Here is an 18830-nt window from a genome sequence, read left to right on the forward strand (position 1 = left end):
ATCGAAGAGGTCCAGCTGCTGCGACGCTATGCCCAACGTCATCCCAGCAAACTACCCGAAATAGATTCAAAACGATGGCCGCCACGCCGATGGCAGCCATCGTTTAACACCAGTCACCTAGGGCCTTGCTGAGTTCTCCCAACGCCTCAACCGTCGTGTCGTCGACGCCTGGCGGACGCGAGTGGTCCTTGCCAAAGCTGTCGTTTCCCCACTACCCACGCGCCCATCGCCGCATTCGCTTACCGCAGCCGCGGACGTCAACCCTCCGATGCTTTCGTCCTCTCGCCACTAACCAGTACGAGTAACTGCGTACAGAGTGTGCGATATAGACCGAAGGGGCCATCGGCGTCAGGAAGAGCTGGGCGCGACGTCTCAGGGCGAATCCCGCTGGCCACGTCACTTTGCAGGGCGCCGACCGGCGACCACGTGCGGGAAGCTTGTTGACTTGTCTGCCAAGTGCCGTCTACCTTGGACCTCGCAACTTGGCAGACAAGTCAACAAGTTGGAGGGTGGGCGATGGCTCTGCGTGGCGGTACGAGGTTCGCCGTGCGGTTCGAGGACGTGTTCCCGGCGGGGTGCGCGTTGGTGCCCGAGTCGTTGGGTGAGGTCGAGGACTACGACGAGAAGACGGGCCGGCGGTCCCCGACGAAGGACAAGCTGACTGGCCAGCGGGTGTGGCAGGTCCGGGTGATGGATCTTGACCCTGAGCTGGGCAAACGGTCGCGGGAGACGACGGTGAAGATCTCGGCGGACTACCAGCCGGTGCCGCCGTCGGGTGCGCCGTTCGAGGCGGTGGAGTTCGACGGCATGACGGTGACGCCGTACGTGGCGAACAACGGTCGGATGGCGTATTCGCTGCGGGCGACCGGGTTGCGGGCTCCGGTGGTCGGCGGCAAGAAGGCGGCGGCGTAGCCGTTTCAGGTGGGGGCGGGGCTGTCTGGTCTTGGCGGACGGCAGCCCCGCCCCCTGGTGTCTCTTCCCCTGCTCTGTCGAGAGAGGTCGTGACTGTGTCCAAGGGTAGGCGTCGGGCTGGCCGTGGCTGGCCTCGGTGTGTCGCGTGTCAGGTCCGGTTCGCACCATCCACCGGTGTTGACGGTCGGTGTGGGTGCTGCGCCGGGCAGCTCGTTCTTCCGTTCCCGCCGGTGCGTGACGCTGCGGGCCGGTTCGTGTCGCTGCGGGGTGCCTGATGTTCGGGCGGCCTCGCGGTGACGTAGTGATGACTTCGGCCGGGGACCTGGTGGTGTTCCGGCCGAAGCGGTTCGCGCTGCCGATGTGGGCGGTGCTGCTCGGGCTGGTGCTGCGTTGGTCCGGCCGGGCCATCTGGTGGTGCCTGCGGCATCCGGTGGCCACCGGCTCGGCGGTGCTGGCGTTGTGGCTGTTCGTCGAGTTCGGCTGGTCGGGGCTGGTGATGCCGTTGGTGTTGGGGTCTGCGGCCTCGGCGGTGTGGCGGTGGCGGGACGAGTCGTCCTGGTGGACCTGGCTCGCGGGTCCGCTGCTCGGCGCGTTTCGGCGGGTGTTCGTCTATCGGCGGGTGTGGCGGGAGGCCATGACGCTGTGCGGGCTCGCCGAGACGTACGACCTTCGGCCGGTTCTGCCGCAGTTGCTGCGGGTGCGGTCGGATCAGGCGCTCGACGTGTTGACCGTCCGCATGGTGCGGGGCCAGACGCCGGAGCAGTTCCAGGCGGTCAGCGCCAACCTGGCGTACGCGTTCGGCCGGCGACACGTCCGGGTCTATTCGGAACGTCCCGGCGACCCACCGACCCGTACCGGGCACGCGGCATGGTTGCTGCGTCTGGTGGACCGGGTGCGGTTCCGGGATCGGCCGACGCTGGTTTACCTGGCGGTGGTGCGTACCGACGCGCTGCGCACGGTGGTGCCGCCGTTCGACGTGCCGGCGGTGCCGGACTTCACCGCGCTGCCCCTGGCCCGGCGGGAGGACCTGCGTCCCTGGTCGCTGCACCTGCTCGCCACGCATGTTCTGGTTGGTGGGGCGACCCGTTCCGGTAAGGGGTCGGTGTTGTGGTCCCTGGTGCGGATCCTCGGCGGCGGGATCGCCTCCGGTCTCGTGCGGCTCTGGGTGATCGACCCGAAGGGCGGAATGGAGTTCGCGCTCGGCCGTCCGATGTTCGCCCGGTTCGCCTGCAAGTCCTTCGAGGCCATGGCCGACCTGCTCGACGAGGCCGTCACGGTGCTGAGGGAGCGGCAGACCCGGCTTGCGGGCACGGTGCGGGTGCATACGCCGACGGAGGCTGACCCGCTGGTCGTGGTCGTCGTCGACGAGATGGCCGCGCTGACCGCGTACCTGCAAGATGTCGAGCTGCGGAAGCGCATCGCCTCGTCGCTGGGGCTGCTGCTGTCCCAGGGTGCCGGGGTCGGTGTCCTGGTGGTGGCGGCGTTGCAGGATCCGCGTAAGGACGTGCTGCCGTTTAGGGACCTGTTCCCGACCCGCATCGCGCTCGGCCTTACCGAGGCGTCCCAGGTCGACATGGTCCTTGGTGACGGTGCCCGCACCCGAGGCGCCCTGGCGGACCAGATGCCCCGGTGGGCGAAGGGCGTCGGGTACGTGATCCTCGACGGCACCCCCGACCCGATGCGGGTCCGCTTCTCGTACGTCTCCGACGACGACATCCGCGACATGGCCCGCCAGTACCCGGCCCCCGTCGACGCGGCGGACATCCTCGCCCAAGTCGGCCGGGAAACCGCCCCCGAACCGACTCGGCCACCGCTGCCGCGTACGCCGTCCGGGCCGCTGCTGCCCGAATCGCTGCGCAACCTCCTCGATCGCGACACCAGGGGTGAGGGCCGATGACCGCGCCCGGCCGCCGCTTCTACCGGCTGCGTACCCCCGAACCGGTCACCGCCGTGTCCGTGCGCGTCGACCCGGAGCGGCCTGACCCGTACCCGGTCTATCTCGCGGTCGGTGCGGGCCGACGCCGCATGTCCCTGACCCCCGACGAGGCGTGGGCGCTGTGGCGCTGCCTCTCCGAAGCGGTCGCCTCGCTCGGCACCCCACCTGACTACATCCGTACCGACATCCGACCCGCCCGGAGGTAACCGCCGTGAACACCCTCACCCGCGTCTTCAACCGGCTCCGGCGTCCGCTACACATCCGGCTTGTCGGCCCCGCCCACCAGACCGCCGCCGCACTGCACGGCGTGGCGCAGATGGTCGACCGCCGCCCCGACATGAACGGCCGACGCATCCGCATCGACCTCACCATCCGCGAGACGCCGCTGGAGGAATGGCGATGACCGCCCGCACGGAATCCGCGGTACGCCTGGTGATCCTGCTCGCCATTGGCACCATGGCCGGCGCCGCCGCCTTCACCCACGTTCACGACCTGTCCGTTGCCCACGGCCAACCGCACTGGATCGGCTGGGCCAACGCCGTAGCGGTCGAGCTGATGGCGATCTACCTCGGCCTAGAGATCCGTGCCCGGCGTCGCACCGGCCGCCCGGTTGGTCTGGTCGGCTCGCTCCTGGTGGCGTTCGCGCTGCTCTCCCTCGCCGCCCAAGTAGCGGGCGCTGAACCGTCCGTGTGGGGGTGGATCGTGGCGGCGGTGCCATCGCTGGCGTTCCTCGCCCTGGTCAAGGTCGTTCTCTCCAACAACCCGGTCACCCCACCGGCCGTCGAGCCGAACCCACCGACTGTGTACCGGTCCGATGAACCCGCGCAGGCCACCGAAGTCGAACCCGCTCGCCTGGCCGAACCGACGCCGTCCGTCGTTCCGGCGGTGCTGCCGCCCCGTGCTGTCCAGCCGAATCGGCCGCACGTCGTCGGGATCATCCGATGACCGCTGCGACCTTGCCCGGCCTCGAACCCGCCCCGACCCCGGCTGCATCACCTCGGCCGGGGTCGCGGGCGGCCCGCATGGCACTACCCCGCTCCGTCGACGTCCTCAAGGAAATCGCCGCCGAGTACGGCGTCTGCGTCCGCCCCCTCGCGATGCGTCGCACCGACCTGAACACCGGCCTGACCGAGGTCATCGACCTGCCCTGCGGCGCGACCCGGGAAGACAAGTGCGGCCCGTGCGCAAAGAAGAACCGCCGACTGCGGCAGGCCCAGATCCGGGAAGGCTGGCACCGCGACGACGAACCACTACCCCCACCTGAACCGGCGACCGAGGAACAGAAGGCGTTGGTCCTGCTGCGCGGGCACCTGGAGTTCTCCCGCGACGAGGCATCCCGGGCCAGCCAATGGGACCAGGTTGACGACCTCGACGAGGCGATCCGCGAAGTAGAAGAGGCGATCACGGCCGAAGGACTCCGGGGCCGCGTCGCCCCGCCACACGCCACCGGCGACGACCAGGACGACGAGGACAACGGCCGGCGTCGCAAGCGTTCCACCCGCCGTCGACAGGACGCACCGGACTTGCCTCGGCGCAAGGTCGAGCGACGCACCGTCGGCCGCACCTACACCGCCCCGGACGGCACCGCCTACCGGCCGTCGATGTGGCTCACGCTCACCCTCGACTCCTACGGCCCGGTCCGACCCGACGGCACCCCGCTCAACCCAGACAGGTACGACTACCGCCGCGCCGCCTGGGACGCCGTCCACTTCCCCCGGCTGCTGGACCGGTTCTGGCAGAACCTGCGCCGCTGTGAAGGATGGAACGTCCAGTACGCCGGCTGCGTCGAGCCCCAACGCCGACTCGCCCCCCACGCGCACTTCGCCATCCGGGGCACCATCCCGCGCGACGTGCTGCGTACCGTGGCGGCGGCGACCTATCACCAGGTGTGGTGGCCCAGCGTCGATGTCCAGCGGTACACCCTCGACCGCCTCCCGGTCTGGGACGAGCAGGCTTCCGCGTGGGTAGACCCGGACAGCCGCGCGCCGCTGACCACCTGGTCGGAAGCCCTCGACGCCATCGACGACGACCCGGACGCGGAACCCGTGCACGTCGTGCGCTTCGGCTCCCAGGTCGACGCTCGCGGCGTCATGCCCGGCACCGAGGACGCCGAGCGGACCATCCGCTACGTCACGAAGTACATCACCAAGCACACCGGAGACGTTCACAAGATCACCACCGACCGGCAGCGGGCGCACCTCGACCGGCTCTGGCAGGAACTCCAGATCACCCCCTGCACCGACCGCTGCGCCAACTGGCTGCTCTACGGCATACAGCCACGCAAGGCGAACGCGAAACTCAAGCCGGGTCGCTGCAAGGGCAAAGTCCACCAACGAGACACCCTCGGTATCGGCGGCCGGCGCATCCTCATCTCCCGCGACTGGTCCGGCAAAACCCTCTCCGACCACAAACACGACGTACGCGCCTGGGTACGGGCACTGCTCGGCGTCAGCGTCGGCCTCGAAGGTGTCGACGACCAGGGCGCCACCGTCGAACCCGTCCGCCACGCCTGGGAACTCGCCCGACCCGACGACCCCGACGTCGGACCGCTGGCACATCGGCTGCTTCGGGCGATCGGCGAACGTGCCCGCTGGCGCTCCGAACTCCTCGCCGCCAAGGACCGCGCCGCCCAGCTCCCGGGCACCGAATCGACGTCGGGCACGAACGGCATGACGGGTGAGGGGCAGTGACGGTGGCGCACGATGGGCTCTGGACGATCCGGGACGTGGCGGCGTACCTGCGGATACCGCCCGAGACGCTGTACCGCTGGCGCAAGGTGAAGTACGGTCCGCCGGCGGCTCGCGTCGGTCGACACCTGCGGTACGAGCCGGAAGCGGTCCGATCCTGGGTACGTGAGCAGGCGGCAGCCTGATGGGACACGTAGAGGATCGTTGGTACAAGACGCTGCGCCACCCGGGCGGGCAACGGGAGCGGGTCAAGACGGAACTGTTCGGCAAGGGCCTGCGCTACCGGGTTCGCTACATCGGCCCGGACGGCAAGGAACGCAAGAAGTCGTTCCCGGACCGGGCCAAGCGGGACGCTGAGGCATTCCTCGTCTCCACCGAGTCGGACAAGCTCAGGGGCTCGTACGTCGACCCGAAAGCCGGCCGGATCACCTTCGCGGAGTACGCCGAGAACTGGCTACGGACACGCTCGTTCGACGAGTCGACCAGGGAGAGCACCGAGTTTCGGGTACGCAAGCACCTGCTGCCATTCTTCGGCTCGGAGCACCTGGCGTCGATCAAGCCGGGCCATATCCGAGAGTGGGACGCGAGCATGGTCGGCAAGCTGGCTCCGGCGACTCGGGCCGTGGTCTTTGCTCACCTGCGGACCATCCTCGGCGCGGCCGTCGACGACGAGCGGATCGCCAAGAATCCCTGTTCGGCAAAGTCGGTCAAGCCTCCACGACCGGTTCAGCGTCGGGTGGTGCCCTGGCGGTACGACCAGGTTTCGGCAATCCGCGGCGGCCTCGCCCAGCGCTACCGCCCCATGGTCGACCTGGGGGCCGGCTGCGGTCTGCGGCAGGGGGAGATCCTGGGCCTCGGGGTCGACGACATCGACTTTGACGCCGGCTGGGTCCACGTCTGCCGTCAGGTCAAACTCGTCTGCTCCCGGCTCGTCTTCGGGCTACCCAAGAATGACCGCGACCGTCGGATACCGCTGCCCGACTCCGTCGCCCAGGTGCTACGCCAGCACATCGACGACTTCGCCCCGGTGTCGCTCACCCTGCCGTGGGAGGACCCGGCCACCGACGAGCGGGTCACGGTCCCGCTGCTGTTCACCACCACCCGGCGCGGCGCGATCAACCGACGCACCTTCGACAACAAGAGCTGGCGTCCCGCCGTCGTGGCAGCGGGCATCACGCCGACCCGCGCCACCGGGATGCACGCACTACGCCACTTCTACGCCTCGTCGCTGCTCGACGCGGGGGAGAGCATCAAGGCCCTCGCCTCGTACCTCGGCCACGCCGACCCCGGTTTCACCCTCCGCGTCTACACCCACCTGATGCCCGCCAGCGAGGAACGCACCCGCAACGCGATCGACATGCTGTTCGGCAATGCGTTGTGAGTAGATGCGCCTCCGCTTGCCGCTGCCGCACACCGTTCGCTTACCGAACTGCGTCGTAGGCGTCGGCTAACGTCCCGCCAGGCAATGAACCCACATGGGGAGGATTGGATGAGGCAGAGTCGCGGAGCGATGCCCAGCCTCTATCGAATAGCCGAGCACTGGATGTCGCGATATGAGGCCGTTTTTCCTGATCTGTATGCGCACTGGATCGGCTGGGGCGAGCCGTTCTGCTTTAGGTGTAGTTGGTTGGCACCCGTCGACTACAGGCAGGGAAGCCTTGCTGCGGTGTGGGGCTCGGCAGGTGGATGGCTGGAGAGAGCGCATCTGCACGACTGGGCGCTCGGCGGATCGAATGAGCCGGAGAACTTGGTGCCACTGTGCCGGCAATGCCACGACATCATGCCGGAGTTCTCCTGCAGGCAGTCGGCGATCTCCTATGTTTGCGACGGTGTGCGGAAGAACAGTTGGTGGCAGTTCTATACAGATGGGGCATTCGGTGCAGATGCCGGTTTTCCCAACCCCCCTTCCAAAGCCAAGCTGCTGCGTGATGCCTACGTGCGCTTCATCGAGATTGAGAGGCTGGTCGCGGCGGCCACCAAGGGTGATGAGAGCGCTGTGGCCCGGGTGCGAAGGCTGATTAATGACGAGTCCTGGCCGGCCCGTTCGCCGGGAGTGCGCGATCTTCCGGCCACGGACTCGGGCGCCCTGGCGACGCCCTGAGCGGGTGCATGGCGAACGAAACGCCTGCTCAGGGCGCGAATCGCGTTCATAATCCGGCGTACAGGTCGACTCGTCCGTCGCCCACCAGATCAGAAGGGGCTGCGCGGGCAACGGGCGCCATGTGTATGGAAGGGCAGCCCCGTCACTTTTGCGGTGTGGCTTCGTGTCCCGGTCTTCCGTGGGTACGCCGACGTTCCTTCATTTCCGCCTCGTAGATGTGCCGCCGCCCGCCGGCCAGTGTCTCCCGTGCGTACCGCTCGATCTCCTGGAATGTTGCGTAGTAGCCGTCGTCGAATTCTTCGACGATCTGGAAGGTCCAGCGGCCGGGTAGCAGGTTGCGACCCAACAGCTCGTGCTGGACTCGGTCAGCGACGTCCTTGTGCCCGGCGTGGTGGAGCAACGTGACCACTCGATCCAGGGTGAGGTCCGCGCCTCCTACCAACTGATGCGCCGAGTAGAGGTGTCCGCGTACGCGGTGGATGGTTTCGAGGGCTTTGCTCAGCTCGCCGAGCGCTTCGACGGTGGTGTCGTCGACGCCTGCGAGGCGGGAGTGCTCGTCGTCTACTGACCTGTTGTCGTGTGCCATTGCCGCCCAGTACCCACGGTCGCGCCTGACACGCGTACGGTTCGGCTTGCAGCGCTGTGGCTTTCTCCCGCTGGGCCGGCGGCGGTTACGCGTCGGCAATGTCCACCTCTGGTTCATTGCCGACGCGATCCGCCGCTACGTCGACACCTCACCGTGCCGAGTCGTGGTCGGCGGATCAGCCGAGTATCAACGGCTGCGGCACGCTGTACGGTCCACTTCCGGTGGCGCCGGGCGCGAGTCCTCGTCCTGACGTGAGTTCGACTCGTCACCGGTCGTGTCGGGCCCCGGTTTTCGGGGCAGCGGTCAGTGCGGGTTGATGAGTTTGGCGAGACGTTCGGCTACTGGAGGGGCGTGCAGATGCAGCCGGGCGACATTGATCGCGTCGGCACCGACGACGGAGAGCAGGGCGTGCGGGCCGACGGCGTACACGGAGAAGTGGCCGGCCTCGTTGCGGACGGTGGACTGGCGGAACTCGCCCTGGCCGAGGCGGAGGCTGACCTGTCGGCCGAGGCCGAAGGTAGCCGCCGCCATCGCGGCCAGGTCGTCGGGGTTCAGATTGTCGGGTACGTCGTGGGTGATGAGCAGGCCGTCGACTCCGCCGAGGACACTTCCCTGCAATCCGGGGATCTGGAGGCGCAGCTCGTGCAGTTCGGTGCCGATCGCCGGGTACGGCAGTGTGGGGTCACCGGCCAGCGACGGTGGGAGCTGCACCGGCGGCGGAAGATCCTGCCGCTGCGGGGTGCGGCGGGGGAGGAACATGTCGCCGGTGCTCACAGGTCCAGCTGCTCCTCGATGGTACGCAGCTGGTGCCGAGCGAGCGCGAGGTTCGACCGGGCCTTGCTCAGCATGAGGTAGAGGAACAGGCCCTTGCCGTTGGAGCCGGTGAGTGGCCGGATGATGTGGTACTGACCGCCGAGGGTGATGAGCATGTCCTCGATCTCGTCGTTCAGCTTGAGCATCTCGATGGTGCGGATCTTGGCGCGCACCACGTCGGTGTTGCCGGCGGCGGCGACGGTGAGGTCGATCTCCGGGGTGCCGCCGGCGACGCCGAGGGTCATTCCGCTGGTGTAGTCGACGAGCGCGGCACCGATCGCGCCGTCGATCGTCATGGCGTTCTTCAGGGCGGTGTCGAGGTTTGCCACGTGCCTCTCCATGTTCGGGGCGAGCTGTGTTTCCGCACCGGCACGGTCTTCCGGTGAGGAAATCTCGCACGAGACTTGCACACGTAGTCTCCCATCCGCACCTCACGCAGCGCGAATGGGCTGAACGGGCCACGGTGGGTGACCACCGGGGTGGTCCGTCGCACCCTCGCCGCGGCCGTCGTCTTCACCGGTGCGCCCTGTCGCTGACCCGGTCGAACGCTGCCGGCCCGACCCGGCCACTTCGCAGAAACGGCTCAGACGTACGCCAGCTCGCCGGGCTCCCCCCACAGTGTCCCGGCGGGCAGGAAGAACGCCGATGCCTCCCCGCCGAGGGCATGCCGGATCACCAGTCGGGCGTGTTCGTCCAGATCGGGCAGCTGCCCCGGCGGGAACCACCGTACGTCCAACGACTCGTCGTCGTTGACCCGCGCCTCGCCGCTCAGCAACCGGCAGTGGAACCCGAGATTCAGGTACTCGCAGCAGTCGCCGTTCGGGTACCTGCGCGGGTGTGACACCGCGCTGCTGAGCCGCAGAGGCTCGACCTCCAGGCCGGTCTCTTCCAGCACCTCGCGGACGACGGCGGTGGCTGGCTGCTCACCCGGCTCGACGAAGCCGCTCACCACCGACCAGCGACCGTCGTCGGCGCGCTGGCCGAGCAACAGTTCACCCGCGTCGTTGCGGACGATTGCACTTACGCTGGGTAGCCACAGTAGGTCGTGGCCGACGTGCTTGCGCATCCGCAGGATGTAATCCGGTACGCCCATTCAGAGACCTTAGCCCGACCAGGTGCAGATGCCCTCCGCCGGGTCGTGACTGGCCGATTCGGTGGCGGATCAACCCGTGTTTGCTGGGTCAACGCGGCGTCGACGCGTTTGCTGGATGCCTCGTCGAGTGTCCTTGTCGGCTCGTGCCACTCATGCCCGGCCCCCGCCCGCCGGCCAAGGTCGATCGGTGGGTGAGCGGCGAGAACAGACCGTTCTTCATGTACGGAGAGTGGCCGAAGGGGTGGCAACCGGTGTGTGGCGGCGGCGAACGCGGGGCCTCCGCAGCCGGCTACCGCGGCGGAGGCTGCCGGCGAGCGGCGAACGGTGGTCGGGTCGAGTGTTCGCCGCTCAGGATCGACGCCGCGAAGCGACGTCTACTGTGGCAGGAACTGGTGACTTATCGGGTTCCGGTGGCGGGCGACCATCCCCGGGTGCACAGTGAGGCCATGGGAGACAGCGGACGTGGACGCTACTACTGGTGTACGCGGCACCACCGGGTCGAGTCCGGTGTTGACGTGTGCCCGGCGCGGCACGTCCTCGGCCCCTACGACTCGGTCGCCGACGCGGAGAACGCCCTGCAACAGGTGCGGGACCGCAACGAGGCGTGGGAGGCCGAGGACGCCCGCTGGACCGGGGACGAGCACTAGACGGCACGGGACAGCCGCCTGGTGGCCGCCGACCCGGCCCGCTGGCCGCCGCAGCGGGCATTGTCACAGCACCGGGCGCTGCTACGCGGCCAGCGGATTTGCGAGGATGACGACCATGGCATACGACCCGAGCACGCTGCCCGACGTTTCCGGGCTCACCATCGGCATCATCGGTGGCACCGGCGACCAGGGCCGAGGGCTCGCCTACCGGTTCGCCCGGGCCGGACTGACTGTGCTCGTCGGTTCCCGTTCCGCGCAGCGGGCGGTCGAGTCAGCGGCCGAGATCGCCGCCCTACCCGGCGTGCCGACCGGCGGGAGCGTCACCGGCGCCGACAACGCCGAGGTGGCGCGGCGCAGTGACGTCGTGATCATCGCGGTGCCCTGGGACGGGCACGCCGACACGGTGGGCGCGCTCGCCGAACCACTCACCGGCAAGATCGTCATCGACTGCGTCAACCCGCTCGGCTTCGACAGGCAGGGCCCCTTCGCGCTGCCGGTGTCGGAGGGCAGCGCCGTCCAGCAGGCCGCCGCGCTGCTGCCCGGCTCCCGGGTGTGCGCGGCGTTCAACCACGTCAGCGCTCCGCTGCTGGCCGACCCTGAAATCGACCGCATCGAGCTGGACGTGCTGATCTGTACCGAGGAACGCGAACTGGTCGACGTCGTCGGTGCGCTCGCCGCCCAGATCCCCGGCATGCGTGGCATCTACGCCGGGCGGCTGCGCAACGCCCACCAGATCGAGGCGTTCACCGCCAACCTGATCGCCATCAACAAGCGCTACAAGGCGCATGCGGGCGTCCGCGTCACCGACCTCTGATCCCACGCGTCGCGCTCGTCGTCGGCTTCGTCGATCGGCAGCCTCACCGATCAGCTGATGCTTGTGTTTCGTACAGCACCGCCGTTGGTGCCCCCGCCGGGCAGGATCCGGACAGCGGGGGTACCAACGGCTGATGGGTGTGGCTTGCGGATCAGGGCAGCTACTGGCGGGTCAGAACGTGCCGCCGGCCGCCTCGCAGGCCGTGCCGAGCGAGTTGCCGGCCTTGTCGAAGTCCGGGTTGTCGGCGGCCGTGCCCGGGTCCGCGGCGTTGGCGGCCTTGCCGGCCTCCGCACCGAACTGCTCCAGCGCGGCGACGACCTCGCTGTCGCTGGCACCGGTGGCGGCCGTCTGGGTCACCTCGTTCTGCAACTCGGACAGGACCTTCTTGAACAGCTCCGGTGACGGCTCGGTGCCGGAACTCACCGCGGCGATGAGGTCTTCCTTCATCTTGTCGCTTGCCTGCTTCGCCGCCTCGCAGAGCTGCTTGTCGTCGACGGCGTCGGCCGTGGACGGAGCCGGGGCGGGTGCGGTGGAGGTGGCGACTGCCGACGGTGCGGTTCCAGCGGTCGGGGTGGCATCCTCGCCACCGCAGGCGGCCAACGTCAGCAGTGAGGCGCAGGCCAGGGACAGGAAAGAGACACGAACTCGATTCACGAGCGGGTACGATAGCTGACTGTGGAGGATGTCGCCCGCCCTATTCGGCATTTAGGCGCGGCACCCACCAGTCGCCGAGCAGTTGACCGAGCATGAGCGACAGTATGCTGCCCAGAATTGTGGCGGCAACTCCGACGGCGACACCCAGGACGCCGCTGTCGCGCCCACCCGGACCGGTGCGCGGGGAGGCGGAAGGCGCCCAAGGGTGTTCCCGGGCCAGCCACGCGAGGATCCCGAGCCCGAACGGCACGAGACAGACTAGCCAGAACCAGAACCACCGCGTACCCAGCACCGGAGCGGGACCGGCCAGCAGGACACCGAAGGTGATCGCGGCCGCAGCGAGACCGGTGCCGCCGACGACCTGTCCGAGTGGCTGGAGAACGCCACTGCGCCCCTCCAGACCCGCTGCCTGTACCTGTTGGGCGAGGCCGACCGCGCCCGGCCCGGCATAGGCCGACCGGTCTATCGCACCGGTAAGCGTTACCTGATCGAAATTGGTGGTGTCGGTCCACCGAATTCGGCCATCAGGCGTACGCCACGCGAAAAAGGGACCGAGAGCGCCGGACGACTCCAGGTCAGAGGTGCCGAACCACGGTCGTCGCTGGTTGGCGTCCCACCGGTCACCCCACTGGTAGGCCACCACCCGGCCGGAAGCCAGATCGGTTGTTGCCGCCTCGTAATCGTGCTGTCGAGGAGCCGTCCACCAGGCGATCCCGGCACCGAACAGCCACAACGCGACGATGCCGAGCCGTAGAGCCGCCCACCGGCGTCCACCGCGAACAGCTGGTTTCCCATCGATCATGACCGAATCATCGCAGCGGGTGTCCAGCGCCGGTCCGCCGCCGCGCGGGTCGCTCGGCGGCGGACACCAGGCAGGTTCAGAAAGTGTGTTCGGCGGCGGGGAACTCGCCGGAGCGGACCTCGTCGGCGAAGCGGCGGGTGGCCTCGTCGAGCGTGTCGGCAAGTGCGGCGTAGCGTTTCACGAAGCGTGGTGCCTTGCCGGTGCGCAGGCCCGCCATGTCCTGCCAGACGAGCACCTGGGCGTCGGTGTCCGGGCCGGCGCCGATGCCCACCGTCGGTATCGGCAGTTCGGCGGTGACCCGCTTGGCGACGTCACCGGGCACCATTTCGAGCACCACCGCGAAGGCACCCGCCGCGGCGACCGCCCGTGCGTCGGCGAGGACCTCGTCGGCGGTCTCGCCCCGGCCCTGCACCCGGTACCCGCCGATGGTGTGTTCACGTTGCGGAGTGAAGCCGATGTGCGCCATCACCGGGATGCCGGCACCGACGACCGCCTCGATCTGCGCGGCACAGCGTTGGCCGCCCTCCAGCTTCACGGCGTGACAGCCGCCCTCCTTCATGAACCGCACGGCGGTACGCAGCGCCTGGGTCGGCCCCTCCTCGTAGGACCCGAAGGGCAGATCACCGACGACCAGGGTCTGCCGGGTGGCCCGGACGACCGCCCGTACCAGCGGCAGTAGTTCCTCGGCGGTCACCGGCAGGGTCGTCTCGTAGCCGTACACGTTGTTCGCCGCCGAGTCGCCCACCAGCAGCACCGGGATACCGGCGGCGTCGAAGATCGAGGCGGTGTACTGGTCGTACGAGGTGAGCATCGACCATCTCTCGCCGCGCTCCTTGGCGGCGAGCAGGTCGCGGGTACGGACGCGACGGGTGGCCGGGCCGCCGTACAGGGCGGGCACCTCGGCCGGAGTGGACTCCACCACGATGTTCTCCTTCCTCGAGGCCGCGTACGCGGTCCCCGGGCTCTGCCGCGATCGTCGCACCGTGCGGGCCGTCGGCGGCAGGGCGCAGTGGAGGATGTCACTCCGCTGGGTCGCCTGGACCGGCTCAGCGGCCCGGAGCCCGGTCAGCCGGTCTCACGCCACCGGTTGGTGACCGGCAGCCGTCGATCCCGACCGAACGCCTTCATGGAGATCTTCGTACCCGGTGCCGACTGGCGGCGTTTGTACTCGGCGGTATCCACCAACCGCAGTACCTTGTCGACCACCGCCGGATCGTGGCCGTCGGCGATCAACCCGTCGCGGCCGAGGTCACCGTCGACGTAGCCGATCAGGATCGGATCGAGTACGTCGTACTCGGGCAGCGAGTCGCTGTCGAGCTGACCGGGGCTCAGTTCGGCGCTCGGCGGCTTGCCGATCGAGTTCTCCGGGATCGGTGGCGTCAGCCCCAGCCGCGCCGCCTCGGCGTTGCGCCACGTGGCCAGTCGCCAGACAAGTGTCTTCCACACGTCCTTGATCGGGTTGAAGCCACCGACCGAGTCGCCGTACAGGGTCGAGTAGCCGACCGCCAGCTCACTCTTGTTGCCGGTGGTCAGCACCAGGTGGCCCTCCTGGTTCGACAACGCCATCAGGATGACGCCGCGTACCCGTGCCTGGAGGTTCTCCACCGCGACCCCGGACAGTGACATGTTCGCCAGGAAAGTGTCGACCATCGGCTGGATCGGCTCCACCCGGAAATCCAGGCCGGTCCGCTTGGCCAGGTCGGCCGCGTCGGAGCGGCTGTGCTCCGAGGAGTGCTGGCTGGGCAGGGAGACACCTACCACCCGGTCGCTGCCGAGCGCGTCCACCGCGATCGCCGCCACCACCGCGGAGTCGATTCCGCCGGAGAGCCCGAGCACCACCGAGGGGAAACGGTTCTTCTCGACGTAGTCCCGCAGGCCGAGCACCAGCGCCTGCCACACCTCGGCCTCGTCGGCCACCGGCTCGATGAGGCCGCCGGTGACGGCCGGGCCGCGGGGTGAGGGCGGGAGCGACCCGACGGTACGCCGTACCACCCGCAAACTGTCGCTGCTGCGCCCACCGTCGGCGGCCCGGCTGTCATCGATCGCCGCGCTGTCGGCGGTCTCGTCGGCAGTGGGCAGGTCCACGTCGTGCACGAGCAGATGCGTGACGAACTGTGGCGCCCGGGTCAGTACCGTCCCGTCCGCCGTGACGATCATCGAGTCGCCCTCGAAGACCAACTCGTCCTGACCGCCGATCATGTTGACGTAGGCGATGGTGGCACCGGCCTCGGCGGCCCGCCGCCGGACCACCGGCAACCGCAGGTCGTCCTTGTTCAACTCGTACGGCGAGCCGTTGATGTTGACCACCAGCCCCACCCCGGCGCGTCGGGCGGCGGCGAACGGCCCACCGGCCTGCCACAGGTCCTCACAGATGGTCAGCGCCACGTCCACCCCACCGATCCGGACCACCGTGAGCATGTCGCCGGGTACGAAGTAGCGGTCCTCGTCGAAGACGCCGTAGTTGGGCAGGTGGTGTTTGAAGTAGGTGGCGACCACCTCACCGCGGTGCAGCAGGGCGGCGGCGTTGCGGGCGCCCCGGCCCGGCTCGGCGTCCGCGCTGACCTGCGGCGGACCGTCAGCGTCCAGGTAACCCACCACGACCGGTAGGTCGCCCAGACCGTCGGCGGCCAGATCGGCGGCGAGCCGGCTGACCGCCGCCTGGGAAGCGGCCACGAAGGACCGCCGGAAGACCAGGTCCTCCACCGGGTACCCGGTCAGCATCATCTCCGGGAACAGGACCAACTGGGCGCCGGAGCCGGCGGCCCGGCGAGTCCACGCGCGGACGAGACCGGCGTTGCCGGTGAGGTCACCGACACTGGGGTTGACCTGGCACAGGGCGAGACGCAGGGTGGGCATGTCCTCATCTTGCCCCAGCGGCAGGGGCGCGGACACGTCGGCGTGGGGCAGTACGGCCCGACCGGACCGCCGGTCGGGACGGGACGGGACGCAGGGGCTGCGCGTCGGTTAACGTCTGCGTAATCGGGTCGGTGGAGACTGGTCGGTCATGGTCGGGCAGAGTTCGTCCGACGGCGGACATAGCGCGTCGCGGAAGGTTGGGGAAGTGGACCGTCAGCAGGAGTTCGTCCTCCGTACGCTGGAAGAGCGGGACATCCGTTTCGTCCGGCTGTGGTTCACCGACGTGCTCGGCACGCTCAAGAGCGTGTCGGTCGCCCCAGCCGAGTTGGAGTCGGCCTTCGAGGAAGGCATCGGCTTCGACGGCTCAGCCATCGAGGGTTTCGCCCGGGTCTTCGAGTCGGACATGGTCGCCATGCCGGACCCGACCACCTTCCAGGTCTTCCCGTTCGAGGGCGGGGTCAGTGGCGAGAGTGCCCGGATGTTCTGCGACGTCCTGCTGCCCGACGGTGGCCCGTCCTGGGCGGATCCCCGACACGTGCTGCGGCGCGCGCTGTCCCGGGCGGCGGAGAAAGGCTTCACCTTCTACACCCACCCCGAGATCGAGTTCTTCCTGCTGGAGAACGGGCCGATGGACGGCTCGGTGCCGGTGCCGGTGGACACCGGCGGCTACTTCGAGCACACCACCCACGCCGTGGCGCGGGACTTCCGCCGCCAGGCGGTGCTGTCGCTGGAGCGGATCGGCATCTCGGTGGAGTTCAGCCACCACGAGGTCGCCCCCGGCCAGCAGGAGATCGACCTGCGCTACGCCGACGCGCTCACCACCGCCGACAACATCATGACCTTCCGGCACGTGGTCAAGGAGGTGGCGCTCTCCACCGGCGTGCAGGCAACCTTCATGCCGAAGCCGTTCACCGACCAGCCGGGCAGTGGGATGCACACCCACCTGTCGCTGTTCGAGGGGGAACGCAACGCCTTCCACGACGCCGGTGACCCGATGAAGCTGTCCAAGGTGGCCCGGGCGTTCATCGCCGGGCTGCTGGCCCACGCCCGCGAGTACACCGCGGTCACCAACCAGTGGGTCAACTCGTACAAGCGGCTGTTCCCGCAGGCGCTGCCGGACCGGGTCACCGAGAGCCCCGCGTACGTCTGCTGGGGGCACCTGAACCGCTCCGCCCTGGTGCGCGTCCCGGCGTACGGCAAGCCGAACTCGGCCCGGGTGGAGATCCGCTCACCCGACTCGGCTGCCAACCCGTACCTCGCCTTCGCGGTGCTGCTCGGCGCCGGGATGAAGGGCATCGAGCAGGGGTACGAGCTGCCACCGGGCGCCGAGGACGACGTGTGGGCCCTGACCAGCGCCGAGCGGCGGGCCATGGGCTACGAACCGTTGCCGGAGAACCTTTCCGAGGCGATCGACGTGATGGCCGGTTCGGAGCTGGTCGCCGAGGTGCTCGGTGAGCACGTCTTCGACTTCTTCCTGCGGAACAAGCGGGCCGAGTGGGAGCAGTACCGCCGCGAGGTCACCCCCTACGAGCGTCAGCACTACCTGTCGCTGTAGTCGCTGCCCGGGCCCGCCGGCCGGTGTAGCCGTTCGTTCAGGCGGGCCCGCCGCCGGGCTGCCGGGCATTGCCTGGTGCCGCTATCGTCTCGATCACCGTGCCGGCACTCGCCGGCCGGAGACTCGTCGGGAGGCAGTCGGTGCTGGAGGATCTGCTCAGCGGAGCCTGGCAGAGCGTGGTGTTCGGGGTCGTCGGAGTGGGCCTGATGGCCGCCGGCTTCGTCCTGGTCGACCTGCTCACCCCGGGCAAACTGCGGGACCTGATCTGGGTGCGGCGCAACGCCAACGCCGGGCTGTTGCTCGCCGCGAACCAGCTCGGCGTCGCCGGCATCGTCTTCACGGCGATCCTGACCAGCTACAGCGACTTCGCCAAGGGACTGGCGTCGACGGTGATCTTCGGGCTGATCGGTCTCGGCATCATGGCTCTCGCCTTCTTCGTGCTGGACCTGATCACGCCCGGCAGGCTCGGTGAGGTCGTCTGCGCCGACGAACCACATCCGGTGGCCCGGGTCAGCGCCGCCAGCCACTTCGGCGCCGCACTGATCGTCTGCGCCTGCATCGCCTGACGTCGACTCGCCCCGCCCCAGTCCGGCTCGCATGTCGCGTCGTCCCGGGCATTCTCCGGCCCCGGAGACCGCGGTGTGCCGCATGCCGCGAGCGAGCGGGGCCGCTTCCAGTCGGCGGTCGGTCCGGGCGGGCTTCGCGGGCCGACGGGCCCCCGCCGTGACGAGCGGGGCTTCGCCCGGGTACGTCACGGCGGGGTCCGGTCGGCTGAGGTGTCACTTGTCGGCGGACTCGGCCTTCCCGCCCCGGGCAGCCGGTCCGCCGCCACCGAGCACGCCGGCGTCGACGGCCTCGGTGATGACGTCGGCCTGCTCCTGGGTGAGCTTGCCGTCCTCTACTGCCTGGGCGAGCCGCTCGGCCAACGCCTCCTTGCGTTCCTCGGTCGACGGCGGCGTCCGGCGCTCGCCGTCGCCCCCCTCGCGACCCTCGCCCCGCCCCTGAGGCCGACGCTTGTCCTCGCCGTCCGGGCGGCCCTGAGGTCGGCCCTCGCCGTCCGGGTGGTCCTGGGGCTGGCGCTGCTCGCGAAGCTTTTCCAGCGCCTCGGTCACCTGCTCGGTCGACACCCCCAACTCCTCGGCGAGTGCCTCGGCGAACTGCGCGTGCCGTTCGGCCCGTTGCTCCTTGCCGTCGCCCTGGTTCTCGCTGCTCGCGCTGGCGCTCGGAGTGGCCTGGTCGTCGGCGAGCGCAGCGGTGGGAGCGGCGATCCCCACGCCGAGTACGCCCGCGGCTGCCAGCCCGGCCAGCAGGTGCTTCTTCGAGATCGTGCGGGACATCGTTCCTCCAACTCGTCGGTGATGCGATGACGTCACC

Annotated in this window: 22 protein-coding genes; 13 read left to right on the forward strand and 9 right to left on the reverse strand. The window is 69.2% G+C overall.

Annotated features, from left to right (window positions below; translation table 11 throughout):
• Window positions 1-516 precede the first annotated feature (516 nt).
• The 9 genes from HCA58_RS02925 to HCA58_RS02965 all read left to right on the forward strand — a co-directional run bounded on the left by HCA58_RS02925 (window position 517) and on the right by HCA58_RS02965 (window position 7636).
• Window positions 517-912, forward strand: a complete 396-nt coding sequence (locus tag HCA58_RS02925) for a transcriptional regulator (protein ID WP_169596189.1) — start codon at window positions 517-519, stop codon at window positions 910-912.
• Between the two features lie 304 nt (window positions 913-1216).
• Window positions 1217-2809, forward strand: a complete 1593-nt coding sequence (locus HCA58_RS02930) for an FtsK/SpoIIIE domain-containing protein (RefSeq protein ID WP_169596190.1) — start codon at window positions 1217-1219, stop codon at window positions 2807-2809.
• Window positions 2806-3054, forward strand: coding sequence for a hypothetical protein (locus HCA58_RS02935; protein ID WP_169596191.1), 249 nt, complete (start codon window positions 2806-2808; stop codon window positions 3052-3054). Before HCA58_RS02930 ends, HCA58_RS02935 begins: the two co-directional genes overlap by 4 nt.
• A gap of 5 nt (window positions 3055-3059) precedes the next feature.
• Window positions 3060-3251 carry a hypothetical protein gene (locus HCA58_RS02940; RefSeq protein ID WP_169596192.1) on the forward strand — a complete coding sequence of 64 codons (192 nt, stop codon included), beginning with the start codon at window positions 3060-3062 and terminating at the stop codon, window positions 3249-3251.
• Window positions 3248-3793, forward strand: coding sequence for a DUF2637 domain-containing protein (locus tag HCA58_RS02945; protein ID WP_169596193.1), 546 nt, complete (start codon window positions 3248-3250; stop codon window positions 3791-3793). The genes HCA58_RS02940 and HCA58_RS02945 overlap by 4 nt, the downstream gene beginning before the upstream one ends.
• The gene (locus HCA58_RS02950) at window positions 3790-5538 is read left to right on the forward strand and encodes a replication initiator (RefSeq protein WP_169596194.1); all 1749 of its coding nucleotides are present in this window, start codon (window positions 3790-3792) and stop codon (window positions 5536-5538) included. The genes HCA58_RS02945 and HCA58_RS02950 overlap by 4 nt, the downstream gene beginning before the upstream one ends.
• A 2-nt stretch (window positions 5539-5540) precedes the next feature.
• A complete protein-coding gene (locus HCA58_RS02955; protein WP_169596195.1) occupies window positions 5541-5720 on the forward strand; it encodes a helix-turn-helix domain-containing protein in 180 nt (59 codons plus the stop codon).
• Window positions 5720-6916, forward strand: a complete 1197-nt coding sequence (locus HCA58_RS02960) for a tyrosine-type recombinase/integrase (RefSeq protein ID WP_169596196.1) — start codon at window positions 5720-5722, stop codon at window positions 6914-6916. The genes HCA58_RS02955 and HCA58_RS02960 overlap by 1 nt, the downstream gene beginning before the upstream one ends.
• A 129-nt stretch (window positions 6917-7045) precedes the next feature.
• A complete protein-coding gene (locus HCA58_RS02965; RefSeq protein WP_169596197.1) occupies window positions 7046-7636 on the forward strand; it encodes an HNH endonuclease in 591 nt (196 codons plus the stop codon).
• A gap of 142 nt (window positions 7637-7778) precedes the next feature.
• Here the strand turns inward: HCA58_RS02965 and HCA58_RS02970 are convergent, their stop codons facing one another.
• From HCA58_RS02970 to HCA58_RS02985, 4 genes are all read right to left on the reverse strand, one after another.
• On the reverse strand, window positions 7779-8222 hold the full coding sequence (locus HCA58_RS02970) for a hypothetical protein (protein ID WP_169596198.1): 444 nt from the start codon (window positions 8220-8222) through the stop codon (window positions 7779-7781).
• A gap of 303 nt (window positions 8223-8525) precedes the next feature.
• The gene (locus HCA58_RS02975; RefSeq protein ID WP_346775856.1) at window positions 8526-8996 is read right to left on the reverse strand and encodes a roadblock/LC7 domain-containing protein; all 471 of its coding nucleotides are present in this window, start codon (window positions 8994-8996) and stop codon (window positions 8526-8528) included.
• Window positions 8993-9364 carry a hypothetical protein gene (locus HCA58_RS02980; RefSeq protein WP_169596199.1) on the reverse strand — a complete coding sequence of 124 codons (372 nt, stop codon included), beginning with the start codon at window positions 9362-9364 and terminating at the stop codon, window positions 8993-8995. Before HCA58_RS02980 ends, HCA58_RS02975 begins: the two co-directional genes overlap by 4 nt.
• Before the next feature lie 254 nt (window positions 9365-9618).
• Complete coding sequence (locus HCA58_RS02985) at window positions 9619-10128, reverse strand: NUDIX domain-containing protein (protein WP_169596200.1); 510 nt, start codon at window positions 10126-10128, stop codon at window positions 9619-9621.
• Window positions 10129-10574: 446 nt separating this feature from the next.
• Here HCA58_RS02985 and HCA58_RS02990 point away from each other — a divergent pair, with 446 nt between their 5' ends.
• Window positions 10575-10775, forward strand: coding sequence for a hypothetical protein (locus HCA58_RS02990; protein ID WP_169596201.1), 201 nt, complete (start codon window positions 10575-10577; stop codon window positions 10773-10775).
• 115 nt (window positions 10776-10890) lie between these two features.
• Window positions 10891-11589: an NADPH-dependent F420 reductase gene (gene npdG / locus HCA58_RS02995; protein ID WP_169596202.1), complete on the forward strand. Its 699-nt coding sequence runs from the start codon at window positions 10891-10893 to the stop codon at window positions 11587-11589.
• Window positions 11590-11760: 171 nt separating this feature from the next.
• On the opposite strand, the gene HCA58_RS03000 is transcribed toward npdG, so the two are convergent.
• The 4 genes from HCA58_RS03000 to HCA58_RS03015 form a co-directional block, all read right to left on the reverse strand.
• A complete protein-coding gene (locus tag HCA58_RS03000; protein WP_169596203.1) occupies window positions 11761-12243 on the reverse strand; it encodes a hypothetical protein in 483 nt (160 codons plus the stop codon).
• A gap of 40 nt (window positions 12244-12283) precedes the next feature.
• A complete protein-coding gene (locus HCA58_RS03005; RefSeq protein ID WP_169596204.1) occupies window positions 12284-13045 on the reverse strand; it encodes a hypothetical protein in 762 nt (253 codons plus the stop codon).
• A 76-nt stretch (window positions 13046-13121) separates the two neighbouring features.
• Window positions 13122-13967, reverse strand: coding sequence for a 3-methyl-2-oxobutanoate hydroxymethyltransferase (gene panB, locus HCA58_RS03010; RefSeq protein ID WP_169596205.1), 846 nt, complete (start codon window positions 13965-13967; stop codon window positions 13122-13124).
• Window positions 13968-14110: 143 nt separating this feature from the next.
• On the reverse strand, window positions 14111-15901 hold the full coding sequence (locus tag HCA58_RS03015) for an NAD+ synthase (RefSeq protein ID WP_169596206.1): 1791 nt from the start codon (window positions 15899-15901) through the stop codon (window positions 14111-14113).
• A 205-nt stretch (window positions 15902-16106) separates the two neighbouring features.
• Here HCA58_RS03015 and glnA point away from each other — a divergent pair, with 205 nt between their 5' ends.
• Entirely contained in the window at window positions 16107-17456 is a 1350-nt protein-coding gene (gene glnA, locus HCA58_RS03020; RefSeq protein WP_169596207.1) for a type I glutamate--ammonia ligase, read from the forward strand.
• Between the two features lie 140 nt (window positions 17457-17596).
• The gene (locus HCA58_RS03025; protein ID WP_169596606.1) at window positions 17597-18022 is read left to right on the forward strand and encodes a DUF350 domain-containing protein; all 426 of its coding nucleotides are present in this window, start codon (window positions 17597-17599) and stop codon (window positions 18020-18022) included.
• A 213-nt stretch (window positions 18023-18235) separates the two neighbouring features.
• On the opposite strand, the gene HCA58_RS03030 is transcribed toward HCA58_RS03025, so the two are convergent.
• Window positions 18236-18793 (reverse strand): hypothetical protein, encoded by a 558-nt coding sequence (locus HCA58_RS03030; RefSeq protein ID WP_169596208.1) that lies wholly within the window; start codon window positions 18791-18793, stop codon window positions 18236-18238.
• Window positions 18794-18830: the final 37 nt, after the last annotated feature.

Origin of the sequence: Micromonospora sp. HNM0581 (genome assembly GCF_012726175.1) — a bacterium.
Lineage (GTDB): Bacteria > Actinomycetota > Actinomycetes > Mycobacteriales > Micromonosporaceae > Micromonospora.

What these genes read in the sequence shown, in the direction of transcription:
- HCA58_RS02935 (WP_169596191.1), top strand. Translation starts at nt 2,806, where the DNA reads ATGACCGCGCCCGGCCGCCGCTTCTACCGGCTGCGTACCCCCGAACCG.
- npdG (WP_169596202.1), top strand. Translation starts at nt 10,891, where the DNA reads ATGGCATACGACCCGAGCACGCTGCCCGACGTTTCCGGGCTCACCATC.
- HCA58_RS02990 (WP_169596201.1), top strand. Translation starts at nt 10,575, where the DNA reads ATGGGAGACAGCGGACGTGGACGCTACTACTGGTGTACGCGGCACCAC.
- HCA58_RS02950 (WP_169596194.1), top strand. Translation starts at nt 3,790, where the DNA reads ATGACCGCTGCGACCTTGCCCGGCCTCGAACCCGCCCCGACCCCGGCT.
- HCA58_RS02945 (WP_169596193.1), top strand. Translation starts at nt 3,248, where the DNA reads ATGACCGCCCGCACGGAATCCGCGGTACGCCTGGTGATCCTGCTCGCC.
- HCA58_RS03015 (WP_169596206.1), bottom strand. Translation starts at nt 15,901, where the DNA reads ATGCCCACCCTGCGTCTCGCCCTGTGCCAGGTCAACCCCAGTGTCGGT.
- HCA58_RS03030 (WP_169596208.1), bottom strand. Translation starts at nt 18,793, where the DNA reads ATGTCCCGCACGATCTCGAAGAAGCACCTGCTGGCCGGGCTGGCAGCC.
- HCA58_RS02985 (WP_169596200.1), bottom strand. Translation starts at nt 10,128, where the DNA reads ATGGGCGTACCGGATTACATCCTGCGGATGCGCAAGCACGTCGGCCAC.
- HCA58_RS02970 (WP_169596198.1), bottom strand. Translation starts at nt 8,222, where the DNA reads ATGGCACACGACAACAGGTCAGTAGACGACGAGCACTCCCGCCTCGCA.
- HCA58_RS02930 (WP_169596190.1), top strand. Translation starts at nt 1,217, where the DNA reads ATGACTTCGGCCGGGGACCTGGTGGTGTTCCGGCCGAAGCGGTTCGCG.
- HCA58_RS03005 (WP_169596204.1), bottom strand. Translation starts at nt 13,045, where the DNA reads ATGATCGATGGGAAACCAGCTGTTCGCGGTGGACGCCGGTGGGCGGCT.
- HCA58_RS02925 (WP_169596189.1), top strand. Translation starts at nt 517, where the DNA reads ATGGCTCTGCGTGGCGGTACGAGGTTCGCCGTGCGGTTCGAGGACGTG.
- HCA58_RS02965 (WP_169596197.1), top strand. Translation starts at nt 7,046, where the DNA reads ATGCCCAGCCTCTATCGAATAGCCGAGCACTGGATGTCGCGATATGAG.
- HCA58_RS02960 (WP_169596196.1), top strand. Translation starts at nt 5,720, where the DNA reads ATGGGACACGTAGAGGATCGTTGGTACAAGACGCTGCGCCACCCGGGC.